Origin of the sequence: Clostridium sp. (assembly GCF_029258205.1) — a bacterium.
In the GTDB taxonomy this organism is placed as follows: Bacteria; Bacillota; Clostridia; order Clostridiales; family Clostridiaceae; genus Sarcina.
Genome location: NZ_JARHZJ010000086.1, coordinates 1 through 23,333 on the forward strand (window position 1 = coordinate 1; position 23,333 = coordinate 23,333).

General features: G+C 27.5%; 23 protein-coding genes and 1 riboswitch. Of the genes, 20 read left to right on the top strand and 3 right to left on the bottom strand.

Features of this window, described 5'->3' with window-relative positions; all coding sequences use genetic code 11:
* Both Q1J60_RS10150 and Q1J60_RS10155 read left to right on the top strand, forming a co-directional pair.
* Positions 1–1,170 (top strand): N-acetylglucosaminidase (locus tag Q1J60_RS10150; protein ID WP_300261694.1); only part of this gene is annotated, 1,170 nt, incomplete at its 5' end.
* A gap of 248 nt (positions 1,171–1,418) precedes the next feature.
* A complete protein-coding gene (locus Q1J60_RS10155) occupies positions 1,419–1,727 on the top strand; it encodes a hypothetical protein (protein WP_300261696.1) in 309 nt (102 codons plus the stop codon).
* Positions 1,728–1,747: 20 nt separating this feature from the next.
* On the opposite strand, the gene Q1J60_RS10160 is transcribed toward Q1J60_RS10155, so the two are convergent.
* Positions 1,748–2,956: a 3D domain-containing protein gene (locus tag Q1J60_RS10160; protein ID WP_300261701.1), complete on the bottom strand. Its 1,209-nt coding sequence runs from the start codon at positions 2,954–2,956 to the stop codon at positions 1,748–1,750.
* 217 nt (positions 2,957–3,173) lie between these two features.
* Positions 3,174–3,352: riboswitch (cobalamin riboswitch) on the top strand.
* 122 nt (positions 3,353–3,474) lie between these two features.
* Between Q1J60_RS10160 and Q1J60_RS10165 the strand changes: the two genes are divergently transcribed.
* The 15 genes from Q1J60_RS10165 (at position 3,475) to pepV (ending at position 17,709) form a co-directional block, all read left to right on the top strand.
* A complete protein-coding gene (locus Q1J60_RS10165; RefSeq protein WP_300261702.1) occupies positions 3,475–4,317 on the top strand; it encodes a sirohydrochlorin cobaltochelatase in 843 nt (280 codons plus the stop codon).
* Complete coding sequence (locus Q1J60_RS10170) at positions 4,317–4,946, top strand: precorrin-8X methylmutase (RefSeq protein ID WP_300261705.1); 630 nt, start codon at positions 4,317–4,319, stop codon at positions 4,944–4,946. The genes Q1J60_RS10165 and Q1J60_RS10170 overlap by 1 nt, the downstream gene beginning before the upstream one ends.
* 17 nt (positions 4,947–4,963) lie before the next feature.
* Positions 4,964–6,058 carry a cobalt-precorrin-5B (C(1))-methyltransferase CbiD gene (gene cbiD, locus Q1J60_RS10175; RefSeq protein ID WP_300261708.1) on the top strand — a complete coding sequence of 365 codons (1,095 nt, stop codon included), beginning with the start codon at positions 4,964–4,966 and terminating at the stop codon, positions 6,056–6,058.
* A gap of 31 nt (positions 6,059–6,089) precedes the next feature.
* Positions 6,090–6,701, top strand: coding sequence for a precorrin-6y C5,15-methyltransferase (decarboxylating) subunit CbiE (gene cbiE / locus Q1J60_RS10180; RefSeq protein WP_300261711.1), 612 nt, complete (start codon positions 6,090–6,092; stop codon positions 6,699–6,701).
* A gap of 19 nt (positions 6,702–6,720) precedes the next feature.
* On the top strand, positions 6,721–7,314 hold the full coding sequence (gene cbiT / locus Q1J60_RS10185) for a precorrin-6Y C5,15-methyltransferase (decarboxylating) subunit CbiT (RefSeq protein WP_300261714.1): 594 nt from the start codon (positions 6,721–6,723) through the stop codon (positions 7,312–7,314).
* Entirely contained in the window at positions 7,314–7,976 is a 663-nt protein-coding gene (locus Q1J60_RS10190) for a cobalt-factor II C(20)-methyltransferase (RefSeq protein ID WP_300261716.1), read from the top strand. The genes cbiT and Q1J60_RS10190 overlap by 1 nt, the downstream gene beginning before the upstream one ends.
* A gap of 37 nt (positions 7,977–8,013) precedes the next feature.
* Positions 8,014–8,769, top strand: coding sequence for a precorrin-4 C(11)-methyltransferase (gene cobM, locus Q1J60_RS10195; protein ID WP_300261719.1), 756 nt, complete (start codon positions 8,014–8,016; stop codon positions 8,767–8,769).
* 2 nt (positions 8,770–8,771) lie between these two features.
* Positions 8,772–9,773, top strand: coding sequence for a cobalt-precorrin 5A hydrolase (cbiG, locus tag Q1J60_RS10200; RefSeq protein WP_300261722.1), 1,002 nt, complete (start codon positions 8,772–8,774; stop codon positions 9,771–9,773).
* A 128-nt stretch (positions 9,774–9,901) separates the two neighbouring features.
* Positions 9,902–10,624, top strand: a complete 723-nt coding sequence (cobJ, locus tag Q1J60_RS10205) for a precorrin-3B C(17)-methyltransferase (protein WP_300261724.1) — start codon at positions 9,902–9,904, stop codon at positions 10,622–10,624.
* A gap of 18 nt (positions 10,625–10,642) precedes the next feature.
* Positions 10,643–11,407, top strand: coding sequence for a cobalt-precorrin-6A reductase (locus Q1J60_RS10210; protein WP_300261727.1), 765 nt, complete (start codon positions 10,643–10,645; stop codon positions 11,405–11,407).
* Between the two features lie 13 nt (positions 11,408–11,420).
* Positions 11,421–12,419 (top strand): ABC transporter substrate-binding protein, encoded by a 999-nt coding sequence (locus Q1J60_RS10215; protein ID WP_300261728.1) that lies wholly within the window; start codon positions 11,421–11,423, stop codon positions 12,417–12,419.
* Positions 12,420–12,507: 88 nt separating this feature from the next.
* Entirely contained in the window at positions 12,508–13,566 is a 1,059-nt protein-coding gene (locus tag Q1J60_RS10220; protein WP_300261731.1) for a FecCD family ABC transporter permease, read from the top strand.
* Positions 13,567–13,571: 5 nt separating this feature from the next.
* Positions 13,572–14,327 carry an ABC transporter ATP-binding protein gene (locus Q1J60_RS10225; protein WP_300261733.1) on the top strand — a complete coding sequence of 252 codons (756 nt, stop codon included), beginning with the start codon at positions 13,572–13,574 and terminating at the stop codon, positions 14,325–14,327.
* A 488-nt stretch (positions 14,328–14,815) separates the two neighbouring features.
* The gene (locus Q1J60_RS10230; RefSeq protein ID WP_300261736.1) at positions 14,816–16,126 is read left to right on the top strand and encodes a uracil-xanthine permease family protein; all 1,311 of its coding nucleotides are present in this window, start codon (positions 14,816–14,818) and stop codon (positions 16,124–16,126) included.
* A 185-nt stretch (positions 16,127–16,311) separates the two neighbouring features.
* Positions 16,312–17,709: a dipeptidase PepV gene (pepV, locus tag Q1J60_RS10235; RefSeq protein ID WP_300261739.1), complete on the top strand. Its 1,398-nt coding sequence runs from the start codon at positions 16,312–16,314 to the stop codon at positions 17,707–17,709.
* A gap of 68 nt (positions 17,710–17,777) precedes the next feature.
* Here pepV and perR read toward each other — a convergent pair whose 3' ends face one another.
* Positions 17,778–18,197: a transcriptional regulator PerR gene (gene perR / locus Q1J60_RS10240; protein ID WP_300261741.1), complete on the bottom strand. Its 420-nt coding sequence runs from the start codon at positions 18,195–18,197 to the stop codon at positions 17,778–17,780.
* An 883-nt stretch (positions 18,198–19,080) separates the two neighbouring features.
* Here perR and Q1J60_RS10245 point away from each other — a divergent pair.
* Complete coding sequence (locus Q1J60_RS10245; protein WP_300261743.1) at positions 19,081–19,416, top strand: hypothetical protein; 336 nt, start codon at positions 19,081–19,083, stop codon at positions 19,414–19,416.
* A gap of 25 nt (positions 19,417–19,441) precedes the next feature.
* Positions 19,442–19,618, top strand: coding sequence for a hypothetical protein (locus Q1J60_RS10250; RefSeq protein ID WP_300261745.1), 177 nt, complete (start codon positions 19,442–19,444; stop codon positions 19,616–19,618).
* Between the two features lie 61 nt (positions 19,619–19,679).
* Here the strand turns inward: Q1J60_RS10250 and Q1J60_RS10255 are convergent, their stop codons facing one another.
* The gene (locus Q1J60_RS10255; protein WP_300261747.1) at positions 19,680–21,152 is read right to left on the bottom strand and encodes a nicotinate phosphoribosyltransferase; all 1,473 of its coding nucleotides are present in this window, start codon (positions 21,150–21,152) and stop codon (positions 19,680–19,682) included.
* 153 nt (positions 21,153–21,305) lie between these two features.
* On the opposite strand from Q1J60_RS10255, the gene Q1J60_RS10260 reads away from it, so the two are divergent.
* Positions 21,306–23,300 carry an ATP-dependent helicase gene (locus Q1J60_RS10260; protein WP_300261749.1) on the top strand — a complete coding sequence of 665 codons (1,995 nt, stop codon included), beginning with the start codon at positions 21,306–21,308 and terminating at the stop codon, positions 23,298–23,300.
* Positions 23,301–23,333: the final 33 nt, after the last annotated feature.

Consider the following 23,333-nt stretch of genomic DNA (forward strand, 5'->3'; position numbering starts at 1 on the left):
TTAAGTGGAAACTCAAAGGTAACGATAATAGGAGAAGAAGGAGCATTCTATAAAATAGAATACAATGGTTCACATGGATATGTAGCTAAGGAATATATAAAAGATGTTACTGAAAGTAATAATAGTAACCAAGATACACAAATACCAGAAAAACCAAGTAAACCAGAAAATACTAAAAAAACTGGTACTGTAACTGCATCTAACGGATTAAATGTAAGAAAAGAAGCTAATATTTCATCTCAAATTGTTGGGATATTAAATAATGGGGAAAACGTTGAAATACTAGGAGAAGAAAAAGAATTTTATAAAATAAGTTATAAAGGGAAAGAAGCTTATGCATCTAAAAACTATATAAATATTTTTGCTGGTAACTCAAATGTTAATCCAGGATTAGATATAGAAAATGCTTCAAAAACCAATTATGGAGTATCACTTAATGAATATATAACTTTACAACAAAGAAATAATCCTTCAAATTATTCATATTCAGAGTTTGAAAAATATATAAATCCAGCTAAGGCTACTAATAAACTGCAGTTCTTAAGAATAGATAAGTTTAGATCAGTTAATGTAGGTGTGTTAAGTAGTAGATTAAATAATAAAGGTGTTTTAACAGGTCAAGGACAAGCTTTTGTAAATGCGGCTAGGGCTTTTAATATAGATCCTTTATATTTAGTTGCTCAATGTCTACACGAAACAGGTAATGGATCAAGTAAACTTGCAAAAGGAGTAACAATTACTGAAATTGCAGATGAAAATAAACCTATATATAACAATAATGGTCAATTAGTAGGATATCATATGATTAAACTATCTAAGCCAGTAACAGTTTATAATTTATTTGGAGTAGGTGCTAAGGATAATTCATCAGTTTTTCCTAATAGAGCTCTAATATTAGGAACAACATATGCTTATAATAGAGGATGGACAAGTATTGATAATGCCATAAAGGGTGCTGCAGAATTTGTTTCATTAAATTATGTTCATAGTTCAAGATATAGTCAAAATACCCTTTATAAGATGAGATATAATCAAAATATATCGAATATTTGGCATCAATATGCTACAACTCCATGGTATGCATCAAGTATTGCTGATATTATGAGTAGTTATCAAGATTTATATTTAGAAAATAATTTTACATTTGATGTACCTGTATTTGCAGGATAATAATTATAGTAATTTACATTTTAATTAAAATGGGAGTCAAGTGACTCCTATTTTTTTATATTAATTATTCTATGCTTTATCTTAGGTTAAAATAATATACTTAAAAAATAAGGATATTATTGTAGAATTGCTTAAGTATTACAAGGCTTAGTTATCTAATAAAATAATAAAAATCTTAAATAAGTAAATGAATAATTAAAACTTTTATTAAGTAAAATAGTAGAGAAGTATTTTTAGGAGAATAGATTTTGGAACTTTTAGATTGGAAATTTATTTTTATTATAATAACTTTTGCTTTCATAGGATTATTATGTATAATTAAAAGATCAAAGGTTGGGCTAACCGCAGCCTCAGTGGGGATTATTGGAAGTTTAATTTTGTGGGGATTTTTTAAAGTAAGTACTAAAGTTAGAAATTTTTTAGATGGAGTAGGTTTAAGTTTTAAAGATTTATTAAATTTTTTATTTATAATTATTATTGCAATAATAGCATTTTTAGTGATTTTTCTTTTTTTAAAAGTATTTGATAATTTTGGAAGTAAAATAAGAAAAAGATAAGACGAAAAGTCTTATCTTTTTTACCATTCACCAGGATAAGCAATTATGTGTAATGTAACTTGACGTCTTCCCCAAGATGTACATTCAGCATGAGAATTCATATAAAGGTCAATAATATTTCCTTTTATAACTCCACCTGTATCTGATGCTATAGCATAACCATAACCAGGGATGTACACTTTTGATCCTAAGGGAATTACACTAGGGTCAACTGCTATTGTACTTATTCCATTAGGGTCTCTTACAGGTTTAAGACCCATAGCAGTTAACATTCCATCACTATATGCAGTGGCTTCCATAGAAAGTGTTTTCTTATATTTGCCATCGCTACTAGGTTGATTAGAACTATTATTTGATATATCTGAGGAATTAGCAGAATTGTTTTTTGCTGCTTCTTCAGCTTTTAATGATTCAATTTTATTTTTAGCAACTTGTACAGAATTATTTGCTGTATCTTTTACGGAATCAATATTAAGTTGTGGTATTAATTGATTCAATGTGCTTACTGCACTTTCAATTTCATTAATTGATGAAGATGAATTTATAACTGAAACTGAATAAGATATTAAAGAAATTTCATTTTCTTTAATTACTTCTAAAACAGCCTCCTTTTGTCTATTTAATTCATCAATTTTCTTTTGTTCTTCAAGCTTTTTGCTATCTAAAGTTTTAAGAGAGTCTTCAGTTGAAGCTTTCAATTCTTTAAGCTCAACTTGATCTCTTTCTAGTTTTTTAATATCACTATTAAGAGAATCTTTTTGTTCATCTAAACTTTTTATAAGGTTTTTATCTAAAGCTGAAACTCTTGCTAAGGCATCTAATCTTGTTATTAAATCTGATATGTCTTCAGATTTAAGTAAGAAAACTATTGGATTCATAGAATCCTTGCTTTTATACATAGCACGCATTCTTTTACCTAAAACAGATTGTTTTTCATCTATTTCAGTTTTTAAAGTGCTTACTTTACTTTCTGTTTCTTTTAAATTTTCTTCAGTATCTTTGATCTTAGCTTTATTATCTACTAACTTAGCATTTAATTCTTGTATTTCATTATTAAGCTTTGATACTTGAGAGTTAAGTGAAATAACTTCATTATCTAATTTTGAATATTTTACTTTGTTCTCCTGTATAGTAGATTTCTTATCATTTACTGTATCAGCAAAAACCACGTGAGTAGCTGAAAGACTAATTGCTATAGCAATTAAAGCTGATAAAATTCTTTTTTGCATAAACTACACTCCTTTAGTTAAACTGTCCACAACTTAAGTGCATTTCATCATATATTACTGAATTATAACATAAAAGTCAAATGTAATACAAATTTAACCTTTAAACATTTAAAATATGGTAAGAAAAATTAATGATTTAATTATAATATAAATATAAGAAATAAGAAATTCACCTTATATTGAAATAATTAAGATTATATATTATAATTAAAAAAAATAATATTGTATATTTTTAGGTTTGATTTTAATTAAAAGGGAAAGTGGTTAAAGTCCACTACAGCCCCCGCTACTGTGATAGGATACAAGTTTCTATTTGACCACTGATTATATAAATTGGGAAGGGAGAAATGAGGATAAGCCTTAAGTCAGGATACCTGCCTAAGAATCATGAACTAAGCTTCGGAGGGAAGAATTTAGTACTTATTTGTTCATAAATTTGAGGAATAATTACTTTTACTTGTAAGCATCTGTTCTTTTACACAGATGCTTTTTATTTTAAAAATTTTTAGAGGTGAAATATGAAAAAAGCTATATTAATAGTAAGTTTTGGAACAAGTCATTTAGATGCATTAAACAATTCTATAAAAAAAATAGAAGATTCAATACAAGAAAAATTCAAAGAATATGATATTTTTAGAAGCTTTACATCACATATGATAGTAAGAAAACTTAAAGAAAAATATAACATGGAAGTATTATTTCCGGAAGATGCTTTGAAAAACTTAGCAGAAGAAGGATATGAGGAAGTTATTGTTCAGCCACTTCATATTATTCCAGGAGAAGAGTTTGATTACATAAAGCATATGGTAAAGGAATATGAACCATGTTTTAAAAAAATAGAGATAGGAAGACCAATATTCTATTATGAAGGGTTTGAATCAGGTCCAGATGATTATTCACATTTTGTAGACGTAATGAAAGGTGTAATAGAAAATAATTCTCCATGTGTATTTGTTGGCCATGGTAGTGCTCATCCATCAAATGCTGTTTATGGATGTTTACAATCTGTTTTAATGGATAAAGACTATGAAGATGTTTTTGTAGGAACTGTAGAAGGATATCCTAATTTTTCAAATGTTTTAAAGAAAGCTAAGAAGAAAGATATAAAAGAAATAACAATAATTCCTTTAATGGTTGTAGCTGGGGATCACGCTAAAAATGATATGGCTTCAGATGAAGAAGATTCATGGAAGAGCAGATTTGAAAGTGAAGGAATAAAGGCTAATGTTGTGTTAAAAGGATTAGGGGAATACGAAGAGTTTGGAAATTTATACATAGAGAGAATTAATGATGTTATTAATGGTACATATAAAGGACTTGGAGAGACTAAAAAGAAGAAGCATAGAAGGGAAATGAAATAATGGATTATATGAAAAGCCCTATGGGAATTGAAAAAAGAAGTTTTGAAATTATAGGTTCTGAAATGCATGAAAATAATTTTTCAGAAGATGAATTACAAATAGTAAAAAGAGTTATACATACTACTGCAGACTTTGAGTATCAAGATTTAATAGAAATAAGTAGAGGAGCCATAGAAGCGGGAATTTCTGCATTAAAGTCTGGAGCTAAAATATATACTGATACAACAATGGCATTATCAGGAATGAATAAAAGAGCATTAAAAGAATTAAATGCATCAGTTGAATGTTATGTTGGATTGGAAGAGGTATTTAAATTAGCTAAAGAAAAAGAAATAACTAGATCAATGGCAGGTGTTGAACTTGCAGCAAAGGAAAATGTAGATATATTTGTTTTCGGAAATGCTCCAACTGCTCTATTTAAACTTAGAGAACTTATTAAGGAAGGGAAAGCTAATCCAAAGCTTATAATAGCAGTACCAGTTGGGTTTGTAGGAGCTAGTGAAAGTAAAGAGAATTTAGATGAACTTGGAATTCCTTACATAAGAGTTAAGGGAAGAAAAGGTGGAAGTACAGTAGCGGCTGCTATAATAAATGCATTACTTTATATGAATTATAAAAGAGATATGTAATAAAGAAGGTAATCTAAATGTTTGATATGTATATAGAAAGTGGTGGAAAGAAACTTAGATGTGGATACACTACAGGATCTTGTGCAGCAGCAGCTGCTAAAGCTGCCACTTATATGCTTTTTTATAAAAAATATATAAGTGTTGTAGAAATAGATACTCCTAAAAATATAAAACTTAATTTAGAAATACAAGATACACAGATTGAAAAAGACTCAATCTCTTGCTCTATATTAAAAGATGGTGGAGATGATATAGATGCTACCACAGGTCTTGAGATATTTGCTAAGGCAGAAGAAATTCAAGAAGGTTTTGAACTATGTGGAGGAGAAGGCGTTGGAGTAGTGACTAAAGAAGGGCTTTTTGTAGAAAAAGGACAACCTGCTATAAATCCAGTACCTAGAGAAATGATAAGAAAAGAAGTTTTAAGTGTTCTTCCTAATGATAAGGGAGTTAGAATAACAATTTTCGTTCCGAGAGGAAGAGAAATTGCTAAAAAAACATTTAACCCTAGGTTAGGAATAGTTGATGGAATATCAATACTTGGTACTACAGGAATAGTTTATCCAATGTCAGAAGAAGCATTAAAGGAATCTATTAGAATTGAAATAAGACAAAAAGCCTTAAATAATAAAGAGCTTGTATTTGTATTTGGAAATATGGGAGAAAGATTCTTAAGAGAAAGAGGATATAAAAAAGATAATATAGTTGTTATATCTAATTATGTAGGTTTTTCTATAGAGTGTGCCTTAGCTCAAGGAATAAAGGATTTAACTATAGTAGGTCATATAGGAAAGTTAAGTAAGATTGCCTTTGGATGTTTTAATACACATAGTAGAGTTTCAGATGTTAGACTAGAAGTTATAGCTTTAGAACTCACTTTAATGGGATATGATTTGGAACTAGTACAAAAAGTTTTAGATCAAAAAACAAGTGAAGGAGCCGTAAAACTTCTAGGAGATGATTTTAAGGAATTATATGAGAGAATTGGAGAAAAGATATTAAATAGATTAGATATATATGCTTATGATGAAGCAAAATTTAATATTCTTATGTACTATGGATCAAAGGAAATGAAATTACTATATGAATCTAAAAATTCAAAACTTGTTTGATTAAACTTAAATTAGAAAGGAATGAAGGCTATTGGTTAAAATATTAGGATTAGGACCAGGCCATGAAGACTATATAATTCCTAAAGTTATTAAAGAACTAGAAAAAAGTGATTATATAGTTGGTTTTGAAAGAGCAGTTTCTAGCTTAAAGTTTTTAAATAGTATAAATGATGAAAAATTTAAGATTGTAAAAGGGCTAAAAGAAATAATAGAATTTTTAAATGAAAATAAGGAAAATAGAGTTTCAATAGTTGCCTCAGGAGATCCAACCTTTTATGGAATTACAAATTATATATGTAAAAATTATGAGGGAGAAGTTTATATTGTTCCTGGAATAAGTTCTTTTCAATATTTAACATGTAAAGTTAATAAAACTTGGAATGATGCTTTTGTAGGAAGTATGCATGGAAGAGAAGAGAATTTTATAGAAGTTGTTAAAGAAAATAAACTTTCTATTTGGTTAACTGATAAAAAGAATACTCCAACTGAGCTAAGTAAAAGGTTAATAGAAAATTCTATAGAATGTACTATATATGTTGGAGAAAATCTTTCTTATGAAAATGAAAATATAACAATTGGAAACCCAAAAAAAATTTGTGAAAAGGATTATGGAGATTTATCTGTAATTATAATTGAAAGATAAATTTTCATTTGGAGGATATATGAAATTTATAAAAGACTCAGAATTTATAAGAGGAAAGTGTCCTATGACAAAAGAGGATATTAGAATTTTTACTATTAGTAAATTAGATTTAGATAAAGATTCTAATTTTTTAGATATAGGAAGTGGAACAGGCAGTATTACTATTCAAGCTTCTAAATTTATAGAAGAGGGAAAGGTATTTTCTATAGAAAGAGATGAGGAAGCCATAAGGGTAACTAAAGAGAATTTAAAAAAGTTTCAGTGTAAAAATGTTACTTTATTAGAGGGTGACGCTATAGAGCATATGCAATCACTTTCAAATGAAATTAAAAAAGAGAAAATTTCAAAATTTGATTCTATATTTATAGGAGGATCTGGTGGAGGTCTTGAAAAAATTATAAATATATCAGATGAAATCTTAAAAAAGGATGGAGTTTTAGTATTAAACTTTATAACCTTAAACAATGCATATAATGCAATAGAATTCTTAAAGAAATTAGAATATAAAACAGAAATTTCTTTGGTTAACATAAGTAAAAACAGAGAAAATACATACATGATGATTAGCAATAATCCAATTTTTATTGTTAAGGCGTTTAAGGAGGAAATTTAATGGCAATATTATATGGAATAGGTGTAGGTCCAGGAGATAGTGAACTATTAACAATAAAGGCAGTAAAGGCTATTGAAAATAGTGATGTTATAGTAGCTCCAAGTGCAGAAGAAGGTGGAGAGAGCATAGCATTAATAGCTGCTAAGGAATACATAAAAGAAGGAACAGAAGTAGTCGTTAAACATTTTCCAATGGGAAAGAAAAACAGAGCTTTAAAAGTTAAAGAGGCTTATGACTTTATTTTAGAAAAACTTAATGAAGGAAAAAATGTAAGTTTTTTAACTATAGGGGATCCTTATATTTATAGTACTTATATACATTTATTAAATTATGTAGAAGAACATGGTTTTAATGTAAAAACTATTCCTGGAATAACATCTTTTTGTGCAGCTGCTAGCATAGTTGATAGAACATTAGTTGTGGGTAATGAACCATTACTTGTCCTTCCAGCTGCTAGAGTACATGATATAAAAGATGAAAAGTTCGTTGTAATAATGAAAGTTTATAAAAAAGAAGAAGAAGTTCTAGATGTCTTAGAAGAAAAAGGATTTGATTATGTGCTAGTTAGTAGAGCTGGTAGAGAAGGAGAAAAAGTTTTAAAAACTAGAGAAGAAATTTTAAATCATAGAGATTACATGTCTTTAATACTAGCAAGCAAATAGAGAAAAAATTATTTTTTATTAGGAGGCAAAGGATAAGATGTTATATTTTATAGGTGCAGGTCCTGGAGCTGTTGATTTAATAACTATTAGAGGAAGAAATTTATTAGAAAAAGCGGATGTTGTAATATATGCAGGATCTTTAGTAAGCAAAGAACATTTAGATGTTTGTAAAGAGGGAGTTAAAATATATAACTCAGCTTCAATGACTTTAGAGGATGTAGTTGAAGTTATAAAAGAAAATGATGGGGAAGATAAAGTAATAGTAAGGCTTCACACTGGAGATCCATCAATATATGGAGCTATTAAGGAGCAAATGGATGAACTAGACAAATTTAATATAAAATATGAGGTTGTACCAGGAGTAAGTTCCTTTACAGCAGCAGCTTCAGCTATAAAGAAAGAATTTACTCTTCCATCAGTAACTCAAACTGTTATATTAACTAGAGTTGAAGGAAGAACACCAGTACCAGAGACAGAAGATTTAGAAAAGTTAGCTTCAATAGGGGCTTCTATGGCATTATTCCTTTCTATATCAATGATTGATAAGGTAGTTGAAAAATTAAAGAGAGGATATGGAAGAGAAGATGTTCCTATAGCTGTAATTTCTAGAGCAACATGGGATGATCAAGAAATAATCATAGGAACACTAGAAAATATATCAGAAAAGGTTAAGGAAGCTGGTATAAATAAATGCGCTCAAATATTAGTTGGAGATTTCATTGACTGTAACTATGAGAAGAGTCTTCTTTATGATAAGCATTTTACTCATATGTTCAGAAAAGGAATTGAATAAATATGATTGGAATAATAAGTGTTACTGAAAAAGGAGACTTTATAGGGGATAAGCTTAAGAATTTTTTTGAAGAAAATAATATTAGTTTCAAAGAAATTTATAAAAGTAAATGTGAAGATTTTTCTTTAAAAGGAGCCACAAAGGAAATGTTTCAAGCTTGTAAGAATATTATTTTTATAAGTTCAACAGGTATTGCAGTAAGAGCTATAACTCCTTTTATAGTAAAAAAAGATAAGGATCCAGGGATTGTTGTGGTTGATGTAAATAATAAGTTTACTGTAAGTTTAGCTGGAGGACACATTGGTGGAGCTAATGAATTAACTTTAGAGATAAGCAAAGTTTTGAATAATATTCCAGTTATAACAACTGCAACAGATAATCAAAATAAAGTTGCACCAGACATGGTTGCTAAAAGTAATAATCTTATTATAGAAGATTTAAAAAAGGCCAAAGATATGGCTTCAAGACTAGTAAATAATAAAAAAGTTTATTTTATGGATGATAATAATTTTATTAAATTGCCTTTAGGATATGAAAATACATGTTTATTAAAAGATAATACTCTTTGGATAACTAATAAGGAAAAAAGTGAAGAGGAAAATCTTAAGGGAGTTTTAAGATTAATAAGAAAAAATATACTACTTGGAGTAGGATGCAGAAAAGGTGTACCTTCACAAGAGTTAATAGATTTTGTAAAATCTTCACTTAAAGATTTAAATATTGATAAGAGAGCTGTCTTTAAAATAGGTTCAATAGATTTAAAAAAAGAGGAAAAGGCTATTTTAGATTTAAGTGAATATTTGAGTTGTCCTTTTGAGACCTTTTCTAAAGATGAGATTAAAAGTGTTCAAGATGAATTTGAAGGTAGTGATTTCGTAGAAAAATCTGTTGGAGTAAGAGCTGTATCAGAGCCAGTAGTTGTTTTAATGAATGGAAATATTATAGTAAATAAACTAAAGAAAAATGGAATGACGTTAACTATTGGAGAGCTTAAGATAAAATAAAGATTAAAATATTTACTAAGTTGAAATTGATTTAAAAAATTATTTAAGAGCTTAATATGGAATAAAGTAAAATTTTTCAATTCTTATATAATTAGTATTATTAAGCTACATAATAAGGAGGAATAAAAATGGGGAAATTATATGTAATTGGAATTGGACCAGGTGGATTAGATGAAATGACTTTAAGAGCGGTTAAGGCTATTGAAGAATCTGATATAATAGTTGGTTACACTAAATATATAGAAATGGTTAAAGACTTAATAAAAGATAAGGAAATTTTCAAAACTGGTATGCGTGGAGAAGAGGAAAGATGTAGAGAGGCTTTAGAACTTAGTAAGAATAAAAATGTTGCTTTAATAAGTACTGGAGATTCAGGAATTTATGGTATGGCTGGACTTATCTTAGAGATGAGAAAAGATGAAAATGTTGAAATAATACCTGGTATTACAGCATCTAGTGCAGCAGGTTCAATTTTAGGGGCTCCTTTAATGCATGATAACTGTAACATAAGTTTAAGTGATTTAATGACTCCTTATGAAGATATAAAGAAAAGAGTTCGTTTAGCAGCAGAGGGCGATTTTGTAATTTCTCTTTATAATCCAAAAAGTAAGGGAAGACCACATTATTTAAAAGAGTGTGTTGATATAATTAAAGAATTTAGAGGAGAGGAAACTCCTATAGCAGTTGTTAGAAATGCATTAAGAGATGGAGAAAGTAAAGAAATATTTACTTTAAAAGACTTTAATGATGAAGCTGTTGATATGTTCTCAATAGTAATTATAGGAAACTCAAAAAGTTATATTAAAGATGGATACTTTATAACTCCAAGAGGATATAAAATAAAAAAATAAAACTGATGGGGTGAGAATATGATTGCACTTATATTAGGAACTTCAGAAGGAAGAGAGTTTTTACAAAAGCTTAAAGGATTTGAAGATAAAATAGTTATATCTACAGCTACAGAATATGGTGGAGAACTTTTAAAAGAATTTAAGGTTGCATTTATGAATACAAAACCTTTAGATAAAGAAGGGCTTTTAAATTTTGCTAAAGAATTTAATTTGAAAGGAATAGTTGATGCCTCTCATCCTTATGCAAAGAATGTTAGTGAAAACACAATAAAAGTATGTAATGAATTAAGTATAGAATACATAAGATATGAAAGAAATGGTGTATTAAAAGAGTTAAACCATACTAATATTATTAGAATAAGTGGGTTAGACAAGCTTAAAGAATTAGATTCTATTATTGATGGACCTATTTTAAATACTACAGGAAGTAATGGAGTAAAGCAAATATTAGAATCTTCTCTTGAAAATAGAGTTATTCATAGAGTGTTACCTTCAAAAAAGGTTATGAATGATCTTATAGATTTAGGGGTTAAGATAGAAGATATAATTGCTATAAAAGGACCTATTGGATATGAACTTAATAAGGCTTTTATAGGTGAATACAAAGCAAAGGCTCTTTTAACTAAAGATAGTGGTGAAAGAGGTGGTGCTTTAGAAAAAGCAAAGGCTGCACTAGATTCAAATATTAAATTAATAATAGTTGAAAAGCCTAAGGTAGATTATGGTAGATGTTTTTCTGATATAGATGAAACAGTAAAATACATTAAAAATATTTTGAAATAACCGGGGGGATAAAATGAAAAGAAAAAGAATTTTAAGTTTAGCTACTATAGGGTTAGTATTTTCCTTAGCTTTAGGAGGATGTACTGGAAGTTCAAAGGAAACTACAGCCTCAAAGAATACTGAAGATGGTTATCCAGTAACAATAAGTACATATGATCAAAGTGGTAAGGAATTTCAGGAAACTTTTGAAAGTAAACCTAAGAGGGTTATTAGTACAAATCAAACTACTACAGAAATAATGCTTGATTTAGACCTTCAGGATTCCTTAGTTGGAACATCATTTATGGATAGTCCTATACTTCCAAGATTAGAAGATAAGTATAAAAAGATAAATGTACTATCAGAAACATATCCAAGTAAGGAAGCTGTTTTAGCTTTAAATCCAGATTTAATAATGGGATGGAAAAGTGTATTTTCAGATAAAAATCTAGGTTCTGTAGAGTCATGGAATGAAAAAGGGGTTAAAACTTTTATTCAAAGAAATTCTGGTATTTCAAAAGAGCAGACTTTAGATGATGTTTATTATGATATAAATGATATAGGTAAAATATTTAATATAGAAGAAAAATCAAATAAATATGTTGATGATATGAAAGCAAGAATAAATAATATTTCTGAAAAAATAAAATCAGTTAAAGAGCCTATGAAAGTTTTAGTAATAGAAGGTGAAGGAGAAAATAAATATAGAGTTTATGGACCTAAAACTTTAGTTTCTGATATGGTTTCAAAAGCTGGTGGTACTAATGTGGCAAAGGAATCAGGTAGTGTTGGAGTTGAAAATATAATAGAAATGAACCCAGAGGCTATAGTTCTTATACATTACTTAAATCAAAATAAAGATAACAAAGAAGAAAAATCATTATTAGAAAATCCAGCTTTAAAAAATGTAACTGCAATAAAAGAAAATAAAATAATATACACTCCTCTTTCAGAAACATATGCAGGTGGTGCAAGAACTGTAGAGGGAATAGAAAGAATAGCAAAAGGATTATATCCAGACTTATTAAAATAAAATTAAGTAAAATGAGCTCTAAGGAACTAATTTAAATAAAGCAGTTTCTTAGAGCTTAATAATATATTTTAGGGAGAGATAAGTAAGATTGTTTAAATTAAGTGGGAGAAAAGACAAAAAAGTTTTCATTGTAGTTTTATTTATTATACTTTTTATAGCATCTATAATATTAGGAATATCATTTGGAGCTGTTGATATTCCACCTTATGATGTTTACAGAGTATTTTTATATAAGGTTTTTGGAATTAAGATTGGGAATTTAGATCAAATATTAAATAGCACTATATTCGATATAATATGGGGTGTGAGAATGCCTAGAGTGCTTTTAGGAGCTTTTGCAGGTATGTCCTTAGCTATTGTTGGCGTAATTATGCAAGCTACCATACAAAACCCTTTGGGAGATCCTTATATATTGGGATTATCATCTGGAGCATCCTTAGGTGCTACTTTTTCAATATTAATAGGATTTTCAGGAGTATTATCAAGTTTTGGAGCACCATTAGGAGCATTTTTAGGAGCTTTGATGGCATCAATATTTGTTTACTTTTTGGCTAAAATAGGAGGACGTATAACACCATTTAAGATGATATTAGCTGGTATGGTAATAAGTTCTATATGTTCATCACTAACAAGCTTAATAATATTTTTATCAAAGGATAACGAAGGGATAAGAACTGTTAACTTTTGGATGATGGGAAGTTTGGCAGGAGCTACATGGAGTAATATAGTTCTTCCTATATCAATATCGGTTATACCACTAATATATTTTTTTACGCAATATAGAAATTTAAACTTAATGGTATTAGGAGATGAAACATCTATTACTTTAGGATTAAATATTGAAAAGCATAGAAAAATATATATGATACTTTCATCTTTGGTAACTGGAGTTATTGTATCAGTATGTGGAACTATAGGGTTTGTTGGAATTATGATTCCACACATTGTAAGACTTATATTTGGAACAGATCATAAAACTTTACTACCTTTTAGCGCTTTAGTTGGAGCTATATTTCTTATATGGGCAGATGTAATTGCTAGATGTGCTATTACTAATATGGAACTTCCAATAGGAATAATTACTTCTGTAATAGGAGCACCTTTCTTATTATGGCTTATGGTAAAAGGAATTGGAGAAAAGGAGTAAGGATTATGATAAGATTAGAAAATCTAGGAGTTTCTATAAGTAAAAGTCAAATCATAAATGGAGTTTCATTTCATGTTAATAAGGGTGATTTTGTTGGACTTATAGGGCCAAATGGAAGTGGAAAATCAACCATATTAAAAACTATATATAAGTTAATTGATAAAAAATATGGTGCAATATACATAAATGGCAAAGAAATAAATACTGTTAGTATAAAGACAATGGCAAGGGAGTTAGCTGTAGTAAGTCAATTTAATCAATATAATTTTAGTTTTAAGGTTAAAGATATTGTTCTTATGGGAAGAAATCCATATAAAAAAACTTTTCAATTAGATAATAAAGAAGATTATGACATAGTAAGAGAGGCTTTAGAAAAAGTTAATATGCTTGAATATAAAGAAAGAGATTTTTTGAATCTTTCAGGAGGAGAAAAACAAAGGGTACTATTAGCAAGAGCCTTAGCACAAAAAACAGAAATTCTTTTATTAGATGAACCTACAAATCATTTAGATATTAAATATCAAATAGAAATAATGAATATAGTTAAAGAGTTAAATATAACTGTATTAGCTGCACTTCATGATATGAATTTAGTTTCAGCTTACTGTAATAAGGTATATATGATTGACAAAGGAAAAGTAGTTTATGGAGGAGAAACAAAAGAAGTCTTAACTCCTAAAAATATAAAAGATGTTTTTGGTGTTGAATGTGAGATAGGAGAAAATTCAAAAGGAAATATAACAATAAACTTTTTATTTTAGATTTTTACTCTGTTTTAAGTTTATAACTTAAGACAGAGTTTTTATTATTAAACATGGTATAATTTAAAGCTTTTGTTGATTTTAGCTAGATATAAATAAAAAAATGCAAATTTATAAAAGGGTTTGGAATAAAATAATATAAAATTACAATAAAAAGTTTGTTTTGAAGTTTGGAGTAAATTAACTCACCATTAATTGTGTAGATAAATTATTAATAAAATGTAAAAAGCTATATTATGTGTTGAAAAACAATATTAATTTAAATATAATCTAATAAAATAAAACTATTCTTTAAAAGATAGTCCAGAGAGGCTATAAGAATTAATTATTTAGATTATAAATAAAAATTTTATTTAATTTAAAGAATTAACTTCTTGCCTTTGATTTCTGGTAAGAAGTTTTATTTTACCTTTTTAAATCAGTCCCGTGAGGCTGAAAAGAGGAGAAACAGAGCTTTCTCCTTAAGAAAAAATAAGGAGGCTTAAATTATGGCACAACAAGTAATAAATAAAGAACAAGGAAGTATAAAGACATTAGGAATTTTATCTTACTTTAAAAATGGAATTTTAGGATTACAACATCTAGTGGCTATGTTTGGAGCTACAATACTAGTACCACTAGTAACTGGCCTAGATCCATCAGTAGCTTTATTCACAGCTGGGATAGGTACTTTAATATTTCACTTATGTACTAAAGGAAAAGTTCCAGTATTTTTAGGATCATCTTTTGCATTTATACCTGTAATACAAGTAATTGCATCTAAATATGGAGATTTAAGATATGCTCAAGGTGGTATATTTTTTGCAGGATTAGCTTATGTATTAATTTCTTTTGGAATAAAGAAAATAGGTGTAGATAAAATAAAAAGATTTTTACCGGCAAGAGTAGTAGGGCCAATGATAATGGTTATAGGCTTAAATCTTATACCTAATGCATTAGAGATGGCTGGAGTAAAATCTTTAATAGCTGGAGAGACAGGATCTATGACTTCAGTTTTAATAGCTACTACTACATTAGGATTAGCATTAATAATAAGTAAGTTTGGAAAGGGATTTTTCTCACAGTTAGCAATAATAACAGCAGTAGTTGTAGGATATACTTTAAGTTTAATTTTAGGACAAGTTGATACAAGCTTAATTCAACAAAGTACTATGGTTGCAGTACCAAACTTTACATTGCCAAAATTTGATTTTGGAGCAATAATGGTAACTTTACCAGTTATTTTAGCTGTATCAATGGAACATATAGGAGATATAACTACTAATGGACAAGTTGTAGGTAAAAACTTTATAGAAGATCCAGGATTAAATAGAACCGTATTAGGAGATGGATTAGCCACTTTAGTTGCATCTTTATTAGGAGGACCAGCTAATACTACTTATGGTGAAAACACAGGAGTGCTAGCTATAACTAAAAATTATAATCCATCAATTTTAAGATTAACAGCTGTTTTTGCCATAATACTAAGCTTTATAGCGAAGTTTGGAGCAGTTATAAGAACAATTCCACAATCGGTAATGGGAGGAATAAGTTTAATGTTATTCTCTATGATTGCTTTTGTGGGAGTTAAAACTATAAAAAATGAAGGGGTTAAGTTAAATAAAACTAATCTAATATTAATGGCATCAATAATCTTTGTAGGTTTATCAGGTTTATTTATGTCAGAGCCTATAGGAATTGAAATAAGTGAAGCTGTAAGTATATCAGGCTTAAGCTTAGCAGCTTTAATAGGTGTTATTTTAAATTTAATAATTACTAAATTTGAATCAGCAAAAAGTAGGAAAGAAGTAGTTGCTTAAAGAAAAATAGCAAGTCATTTATTTATGGCTTGCTATTTTAGTATTAAGTATTTACTTTTATATATTCATTTCTTAGTCTATTGTTTAAATAAAATAGATTAGAAAATTTTGTTTAAATGTGGTAAAATATTAATAATAAATATTAACATTTTGTTAGCTTAAAGTTGATGAGAGGAAGTGTCAAAATGAATTTAATAGGTAACAAAATTGATGAAATGAAAGATGATTTAATTGAGTCAGTACAAAATATTATTAAAATCAAAAGTGTTGAGGATGAACCTAAAGAGGGAATGCCTTTTGGTGAAGGAGTTTCTAAATCTTTAGAATGTGCCTTAGAAATTTCAGAGAAATTAGGTTTTAAAGTAGTTAATTTAGATGGACATGTAGGATATGCTGAATATGGTGATGGAGAAGAGTATGTAGCTGCTTTAGGACATTTAGATGTTGTTCCAGAAGGTGATGATTGGATTTATCCAGCATATGGTGCAGAAATACATGATGGAAAAATATATGGAAGAGGTACAACTGATGACAAAGGTCCAATAATGGCATCACTATATGGATTAAAAGCTATAAAAGAATTAGGGTTACCAATATCAAAGAAAATAAGAATAATATTTGGTACTAATGAAGAAACTGGAAGCAAGGATATAGAATATTATTTAAAACATGAAAAAGCTCCAGTAGCAGGATTTACTCCTGATGCAGAATTTCCTATAATAAATGGAGAAAAGGGTATAACTATTTTTGACATTGTTAAAACTTTTGGAGAAAAAACAACTGATGGAGATGTATTCATTGAGAGTATAAAGGGTGGACTAGCATCAAATGTAGTTGCTAGTCTTTGTGAAACAAAATTAAAAGTTAAAGAGGCAAATAAAGTTTGTGAAGAAATATCAAAATTTGCGAAAGAAAATAATATAAAATTTGAATTATCACATAAAAATGATGAAATAGAGTTAAAAGTATTCGGAGTTTCAGCTCATGGTAGTACTCCTGAAAAGGGTATAAATGCTATAATGAAAACAATTAAAATTTTAGCAGAATTAAATTTAGCACAAGAAAATATAAAAGCTTTCATTAAATTCCTAAATGATAACATAGGAGAAGATGTCTATGGAGAAAAATTCGGAATCTTATTACAAGATGAAGAATCAGGAAAATTAAGTTTTAACGTTGGAGTAATTGATTTAAATGATAAAGTAGGAAGACTTACTTTAAATTTAAGATATCCTGTAACTAAGACTTTAGATGATATGATGAATCCATTTAATGAAAGAATAAAAGGTACTGGAATAGAAATAGAAAACTTTGAACACCAAAAACCACTATATTTCTCTCCAGATCACCCTTTAATAAAAACTTTAAAGAATGTATATAAAGATGAAACTGGAAAAGAAGGAGAATTAATGTCTATTGGAGGAGGGACATATGCTAAAGAAATGCCTAATATAGTAGCATATGGACCAATATTTCCTGGAGAACAAGATGTTATTCATAAGCCAAATGAATATATTAAAATAGATGACTTAATTTTAATAAGCAAAATATATGCAAAAGCTTTATATGAATTAGCTAAATAATTTGATTTAGTTAAAAAATATAGATTAATATTTAAATATAAAAAAGAGTGGTAAATTACCACTCTTTTTTATTCATGCTTATTTTGACATTCTTCACATATTCCATAGAAATACATTTTATTTGAAAGTATTCTATAATTTGAATGTTTTTGGGCTTCTTCATTTAGATGAGTATAATCTAAATTTTCAAGATCATCAACTCTACCACAAGCTAAACATTGAACATGACAGTGATCATTTGAGTTACCATCATATCTAAAGTTTCCTTCACCAACATTAATTTCTTGTATTAATTCTACTTCTACAAGAGTTTTTAATGCCTTATAAACTGTAGCTAATGACATTGTAGGATAGTCTTCCTGTAAAGCCTTGTAAATAATCTCAGCAGATGGATGTTCTTTAGTACTCTTTAAGTATTTATAAACAGCAATCCTTTGAGGAGTTAGTTTTAATTTTTTTTCTTTAAAAATAGTAGTTATATTGTCCATTTCCACCATCCCTATCATGTATAAGAATTAAATATATTATATAATAATTATTATTATATGTCAAAGATTATCTTTTGCTATTAATTTTTATTGAATAAATTTAATTTTCAATTAATATTACTTAATAAAAAATTAATGAAAAAACTTGTAAAAAGAGCCTTTTTATGATAAAATTCATTTGAACTTTGTTAATTAGTTAACTAAATTTTTCCGTGTTTATTTAATTTTCCTTTAAGAACAGTTTTAACTGTTCTTTTTTTATATGATGAATTGTAAAGATAAGTGTGATGATTAATTAAGAAATTACTATATTGAGTCTTTTAAACCTAAACATTTTATAAATGTAGAATTTATATTTTTTCAAATTAAAAAATTCTCTCTATTTTCCTAGTTAAAACATGTTAATATGATTATAGCTTATATTTATCAAAATCATTAGTGTATTATTTTATTTCTCAACTATAGTGATACATTAAGAAGAATTAAATATAGGCTTTTTGTGTTGCACTTCAGTATATAAATCTAGTATATAAAAAGTAAAAAAAGGTATTAAAAATTTTAATACCTCTAAAAATACCTTTATTTTAAATTGATTTTAATTTAAATATTTTCAAACGCTATTAACTATTTTACTTGTATAAAAAGATAATTGCAAGTAAAGTAATTACAATTAATATTAATATATTATAAATAGATTATATTTTTTAATTGTTTTTTTAGAAATTTAAGGTAAAGTTATTAATAATTTTTAATAAATTAATATATTATTAATAATAAAAACAATATTTGTAAATAATAATTTATATAGAAATGGTGAGACTTTACTTAAAGTTTAAAAAGTGGTAAACTTTACTATATAAATAAATTACTTAGGAGGTTAATTATGTCAAAGTATAAAGTTGGAGACGAATTAATTATTGTTACAGATCCTAATCAAGAAACTAAAAAATTAAAAGATTTAAGTTTTTTAAAGAAAGATGGAGATTTTGCTTGTTTATCATGGGGTATAAAAATTATTGATGTATTATATGAAAAACCAAATGTTACATTAACTTATAAAAATGTTATGGGAGAGATTAACAAAGTCTTTGCTGTATGTAAAGATGTTGCTAATTTCGATCACGAAAAAGTTTTGGAAAAGGCTTTACTTAAAGCTTTCCAAAATGAGCTTACAAACATTACAGTTATAAAAAATTCAGGATTAAATACTATATTATAATTAAAGAGGGGATTGAGAGTATAATATGGCATATTGTCCATTTTGGTCAAATGAGAGGGAGAAAGTTAAGTGCTACAATGAATGTCCAATGAATGAGAAAATCACAGGAGAAGAATGTGTATTTTCATTATATTTAGACAAAAGTTTTTTGATTGAGGAAGATTATGAAAAAACAAATTTAGTTTTAAGTCAAGCAAATTAATAAGAGACGCTTCTTTATTTTGAAGCGTCCCTTATTTTGGTTTATAAAATAAATATAAGTTCTATTTATATATGTTAGAATATCTATGAAGTAAATTATGTTTTAAATTCCATAAACCGTTTGATAGATCTACATAATAAGTGTGAGGATTTTCAAATCTTAAAATTTCTGGCCAAAGTTTTTCACATTCTTTTTGAGCGTAATCTCTAATTTCCATTACTGTTGGATTTTTGTAACATACTTTTCCATTTTCAAAGATTTTAACTAGTAAATCTTTAATATAATAATTAGTTAAGGTTTTTCTTTTCCATGCATGAATAGGATCAAAAATCTCTAATGGATTATTAGTATCTATTTCTTCATCATTTAATAATATTAAATCAGCCAAAGCTGTATGAGTATCATTATCAAATATTCTTATTATTCTCTTAAATCCAGGGTTTGTTATTTTTTCTTCATTTTCGCTTATCTTTATTCTAGGAATTATATTACCTTCCTCGTCTTCTACTGCAACTAATTTATAAACACCACCAAAAACTGGTTCAGATCTAGCTGTTATAAGTCTTTCTCCAACTCCAAATGCATCTATTGAAGCTCCTTGGCTTAACACATCTCTTATTATATATTCATCTAGAGAATTTGAGACTATTATTTTACAATCTGTATATCCAGCATCATCTAACATCTGTCTACATTTTTTAGATAGATAAGTTATATCTCCACTATCTATTCTTATTCCTTTTGGTCTTTTTCCTAAAGGTTTTAAAATCTCATCAAATACTTTAATGGCATTAGGAACACCAGACTTTAAAACGTTATAAGTATCTATTAATAATGTACAGTTATCAGGATATGCTACTGCCCACGCTTTAAATGCCTCATATTCATCTCCAAAAAGTTGAATCCAACTATGAGCCATAGTGCCTATAGCAGGTATATCAAACATTTGATCAGCTATTGTACAGGCAGTAGAATGACAACCACCTATAGCAGCTGCTCTTGCTCCATAAATTGCTCCATCATATCCTTGAGCTCTTCTAGAACCAAATTCCATTACAGTCTTATCCTTAGCTGCTCTACATATTCTATTAGCTTTAGTAGCTATAAGAGTTTGGTGATTTATAGTAAGAAGTATCATAGTTTCTACAAATTGTGCTTGTATTACAGGACCTTTAACAATAACCAAAGGTTCATTTGGGAAAACAGGATTACCCTCTGGAATTGCCCAAACATCACAAGTAAATTTGAAGTTTATTAAAAATTCTAAGAATTCATCACAAAATAATTCTTTTGATCTTAAATAGGCTATATCATCTTCTGAAAAGTTTAGATTTGATAGGTATTCAATTAACTGCTCAACACCTGCCATTATACAATAGCCACCACCATCAGGTACTCTTCTAAAATACATATCAAAATAAGCAATTTTATTTTCTATGTCATTTTTAAAATATCCATTTGCCATAGTAAGCTCATAGAAATCAACTAGCATTGTAAGATTTCTAGATTTTTTTACATCAAACTTATAATCCATATAAAAATTATCTCCTTTTAATAAGTTATCAATAACTATTGTAACCAGTAGTTAGAATTATTACAATATATATGTTACTAAAATATTATGGTTTACCAAGGCAATTTTAGTCAATAATTAAAATGAATTTTATTAAACATTAGGAGAATTATAATGTCTAATTTAGATGAATATCAAAATGAAGCTGTAAGAGCAGAGAGTAAAAGTGTTCTTGTTATAGCTCCACCAGGAGCTGGAAAGACCACAGTAATATTAAATAGAATAAAATATCTTTTAGAAGAAAAAAAGGTTAAAGGAATAAATATTATAGTAATAACTTTTACGAAAGCTGCAGCAGAAAATATGAAAAGTAGATTTAAAGAAATGCATAAGGAAGGAATCATTCCATTCTTTGGAACATTTCATGGTATTTTTTATAAAATTTTACTTAGAAATAAACAGGAAATAAAACTTATAGAGTCCAAGGATGCTTATAATGTAATAAGGAAAGTATTATCTTCTTATATAGAAGAGGTAAGCGATGAAAAAATAAAGGAGGTATTAAACAATATATCAAGAAAGAAAGTTTCTTCTAAGGATTTAAACATATCAATGACTAAAGATATTTTTGATAAATGTTATGAAGCATATGAAACTTTTAAAAATGAGAGGGGACTTTTAGATTTTGATGATTTACAAATAAAAGCAGTAACACTTTTAAAAAAAAATCCACATGTATTAGGGTATTATAGAAATTTAATAAAATATATATTGGTTGATGAGTTTCAAGATTGTGATGAAGTTCAATTAGAGTTTTTAAAAATTATAAATAATGATGTTTTTTGCGTTGGAGATGAAGATCAAAGTATATATTCATTTAGAGGAGCAACACCTAAATGTATGATAAACTTTGAGGAAAATTTTGAAGGAAGTGAGAAGGTTTATTTAAAGTATAATTATAGAAGCTTAAAAAACATTGTGGAAGTATCTAAGGATGTTATAAAGCATAACAAAGAGAGATATCAAAAAGAGATAATAGCTTTTAATCAAAATAAAGGGAATATAGAGCTTAAAAAGCCTTTTAATGAGACAGAGGAAGCAAATATAATTGCCTTAAAAATAGAACAAAGTAAAAGATTAGGAAATAAATATTCTGATAATGCTATTCTTTATAGAACTAACATGGAGAGTAGAAGTTTTATTGATGCTTTTATTAGAAGAAAAATTCCCTTTAAACTTTTAGATAAAGAGTATAATTTTTTTAACCATTTTATATGTAGGGATTTAATTGCATATTTAAGACTATCAATAGATCCATTTAATAAAGAAGATTTTAATAAAATAATAAATAAACCCTTTAGATATGTTTCAAAAAGTGCTATTTATGGAGTAATGAATTCTAAGAATAGAGAAAATGTTTTTGATATATTAATGAATGTAGAAGGTATACATCCATTTCAAATGAGAAAATTTGAGGAGTTAAAAAATGATATAGCTTATTTAAATAAGCTTTCTTTAAATAGCGCTATTGATTTTATATTAAGTGATTTAGAGTATAGTCAGTATATAAAAGAGTATTCCTCTAAATTTAAGCAAAATCAAGATGACTTATTAGATATTTTAGAAGAATTTAAAAGTTCAGCTATGGAATTTAAATCTATAATAACTTTTCTTTCTCACATAGAAAGTGTTGAAGAAAATTTAGAAAATATAAATTCTGTAGGAAATATAGACTCTGTCATATTAAGTACCATGCACGGAGTAAAGGGTATGCAATTTAAAGATGTGCACATTGTTAATATAGTTGATGAAACAATACCTCATAAAAATAGTATGGAAAACATAGAAGAGGAGAGAAGACTTTTTTATGTAGGTATAACTAGAGCTATAAACAATTTATATCTGTATGTACCTAAGATTGTAAGAGGTAAATTTAAAGATTCGTCTATATTTTTAAATAATACAAACTTGGATAGCCAATGTAATATAAATGATTATGGATTAAATGAAGGAGATGTCATAAGACATAATTATTTTGGTATAGGAGAAATTTGCACAATAGAGAATGGTACTGTTGATATTAAATTTGTTCAAGGACAAAATAAAAAATTTTCTTTAAGAACATTAATTGAAAATAATTTAATAGAAAAAATAATTTGTGAAGTTTAACTGTAGTAGTAACAAAGGAAATTAGGTGATTTA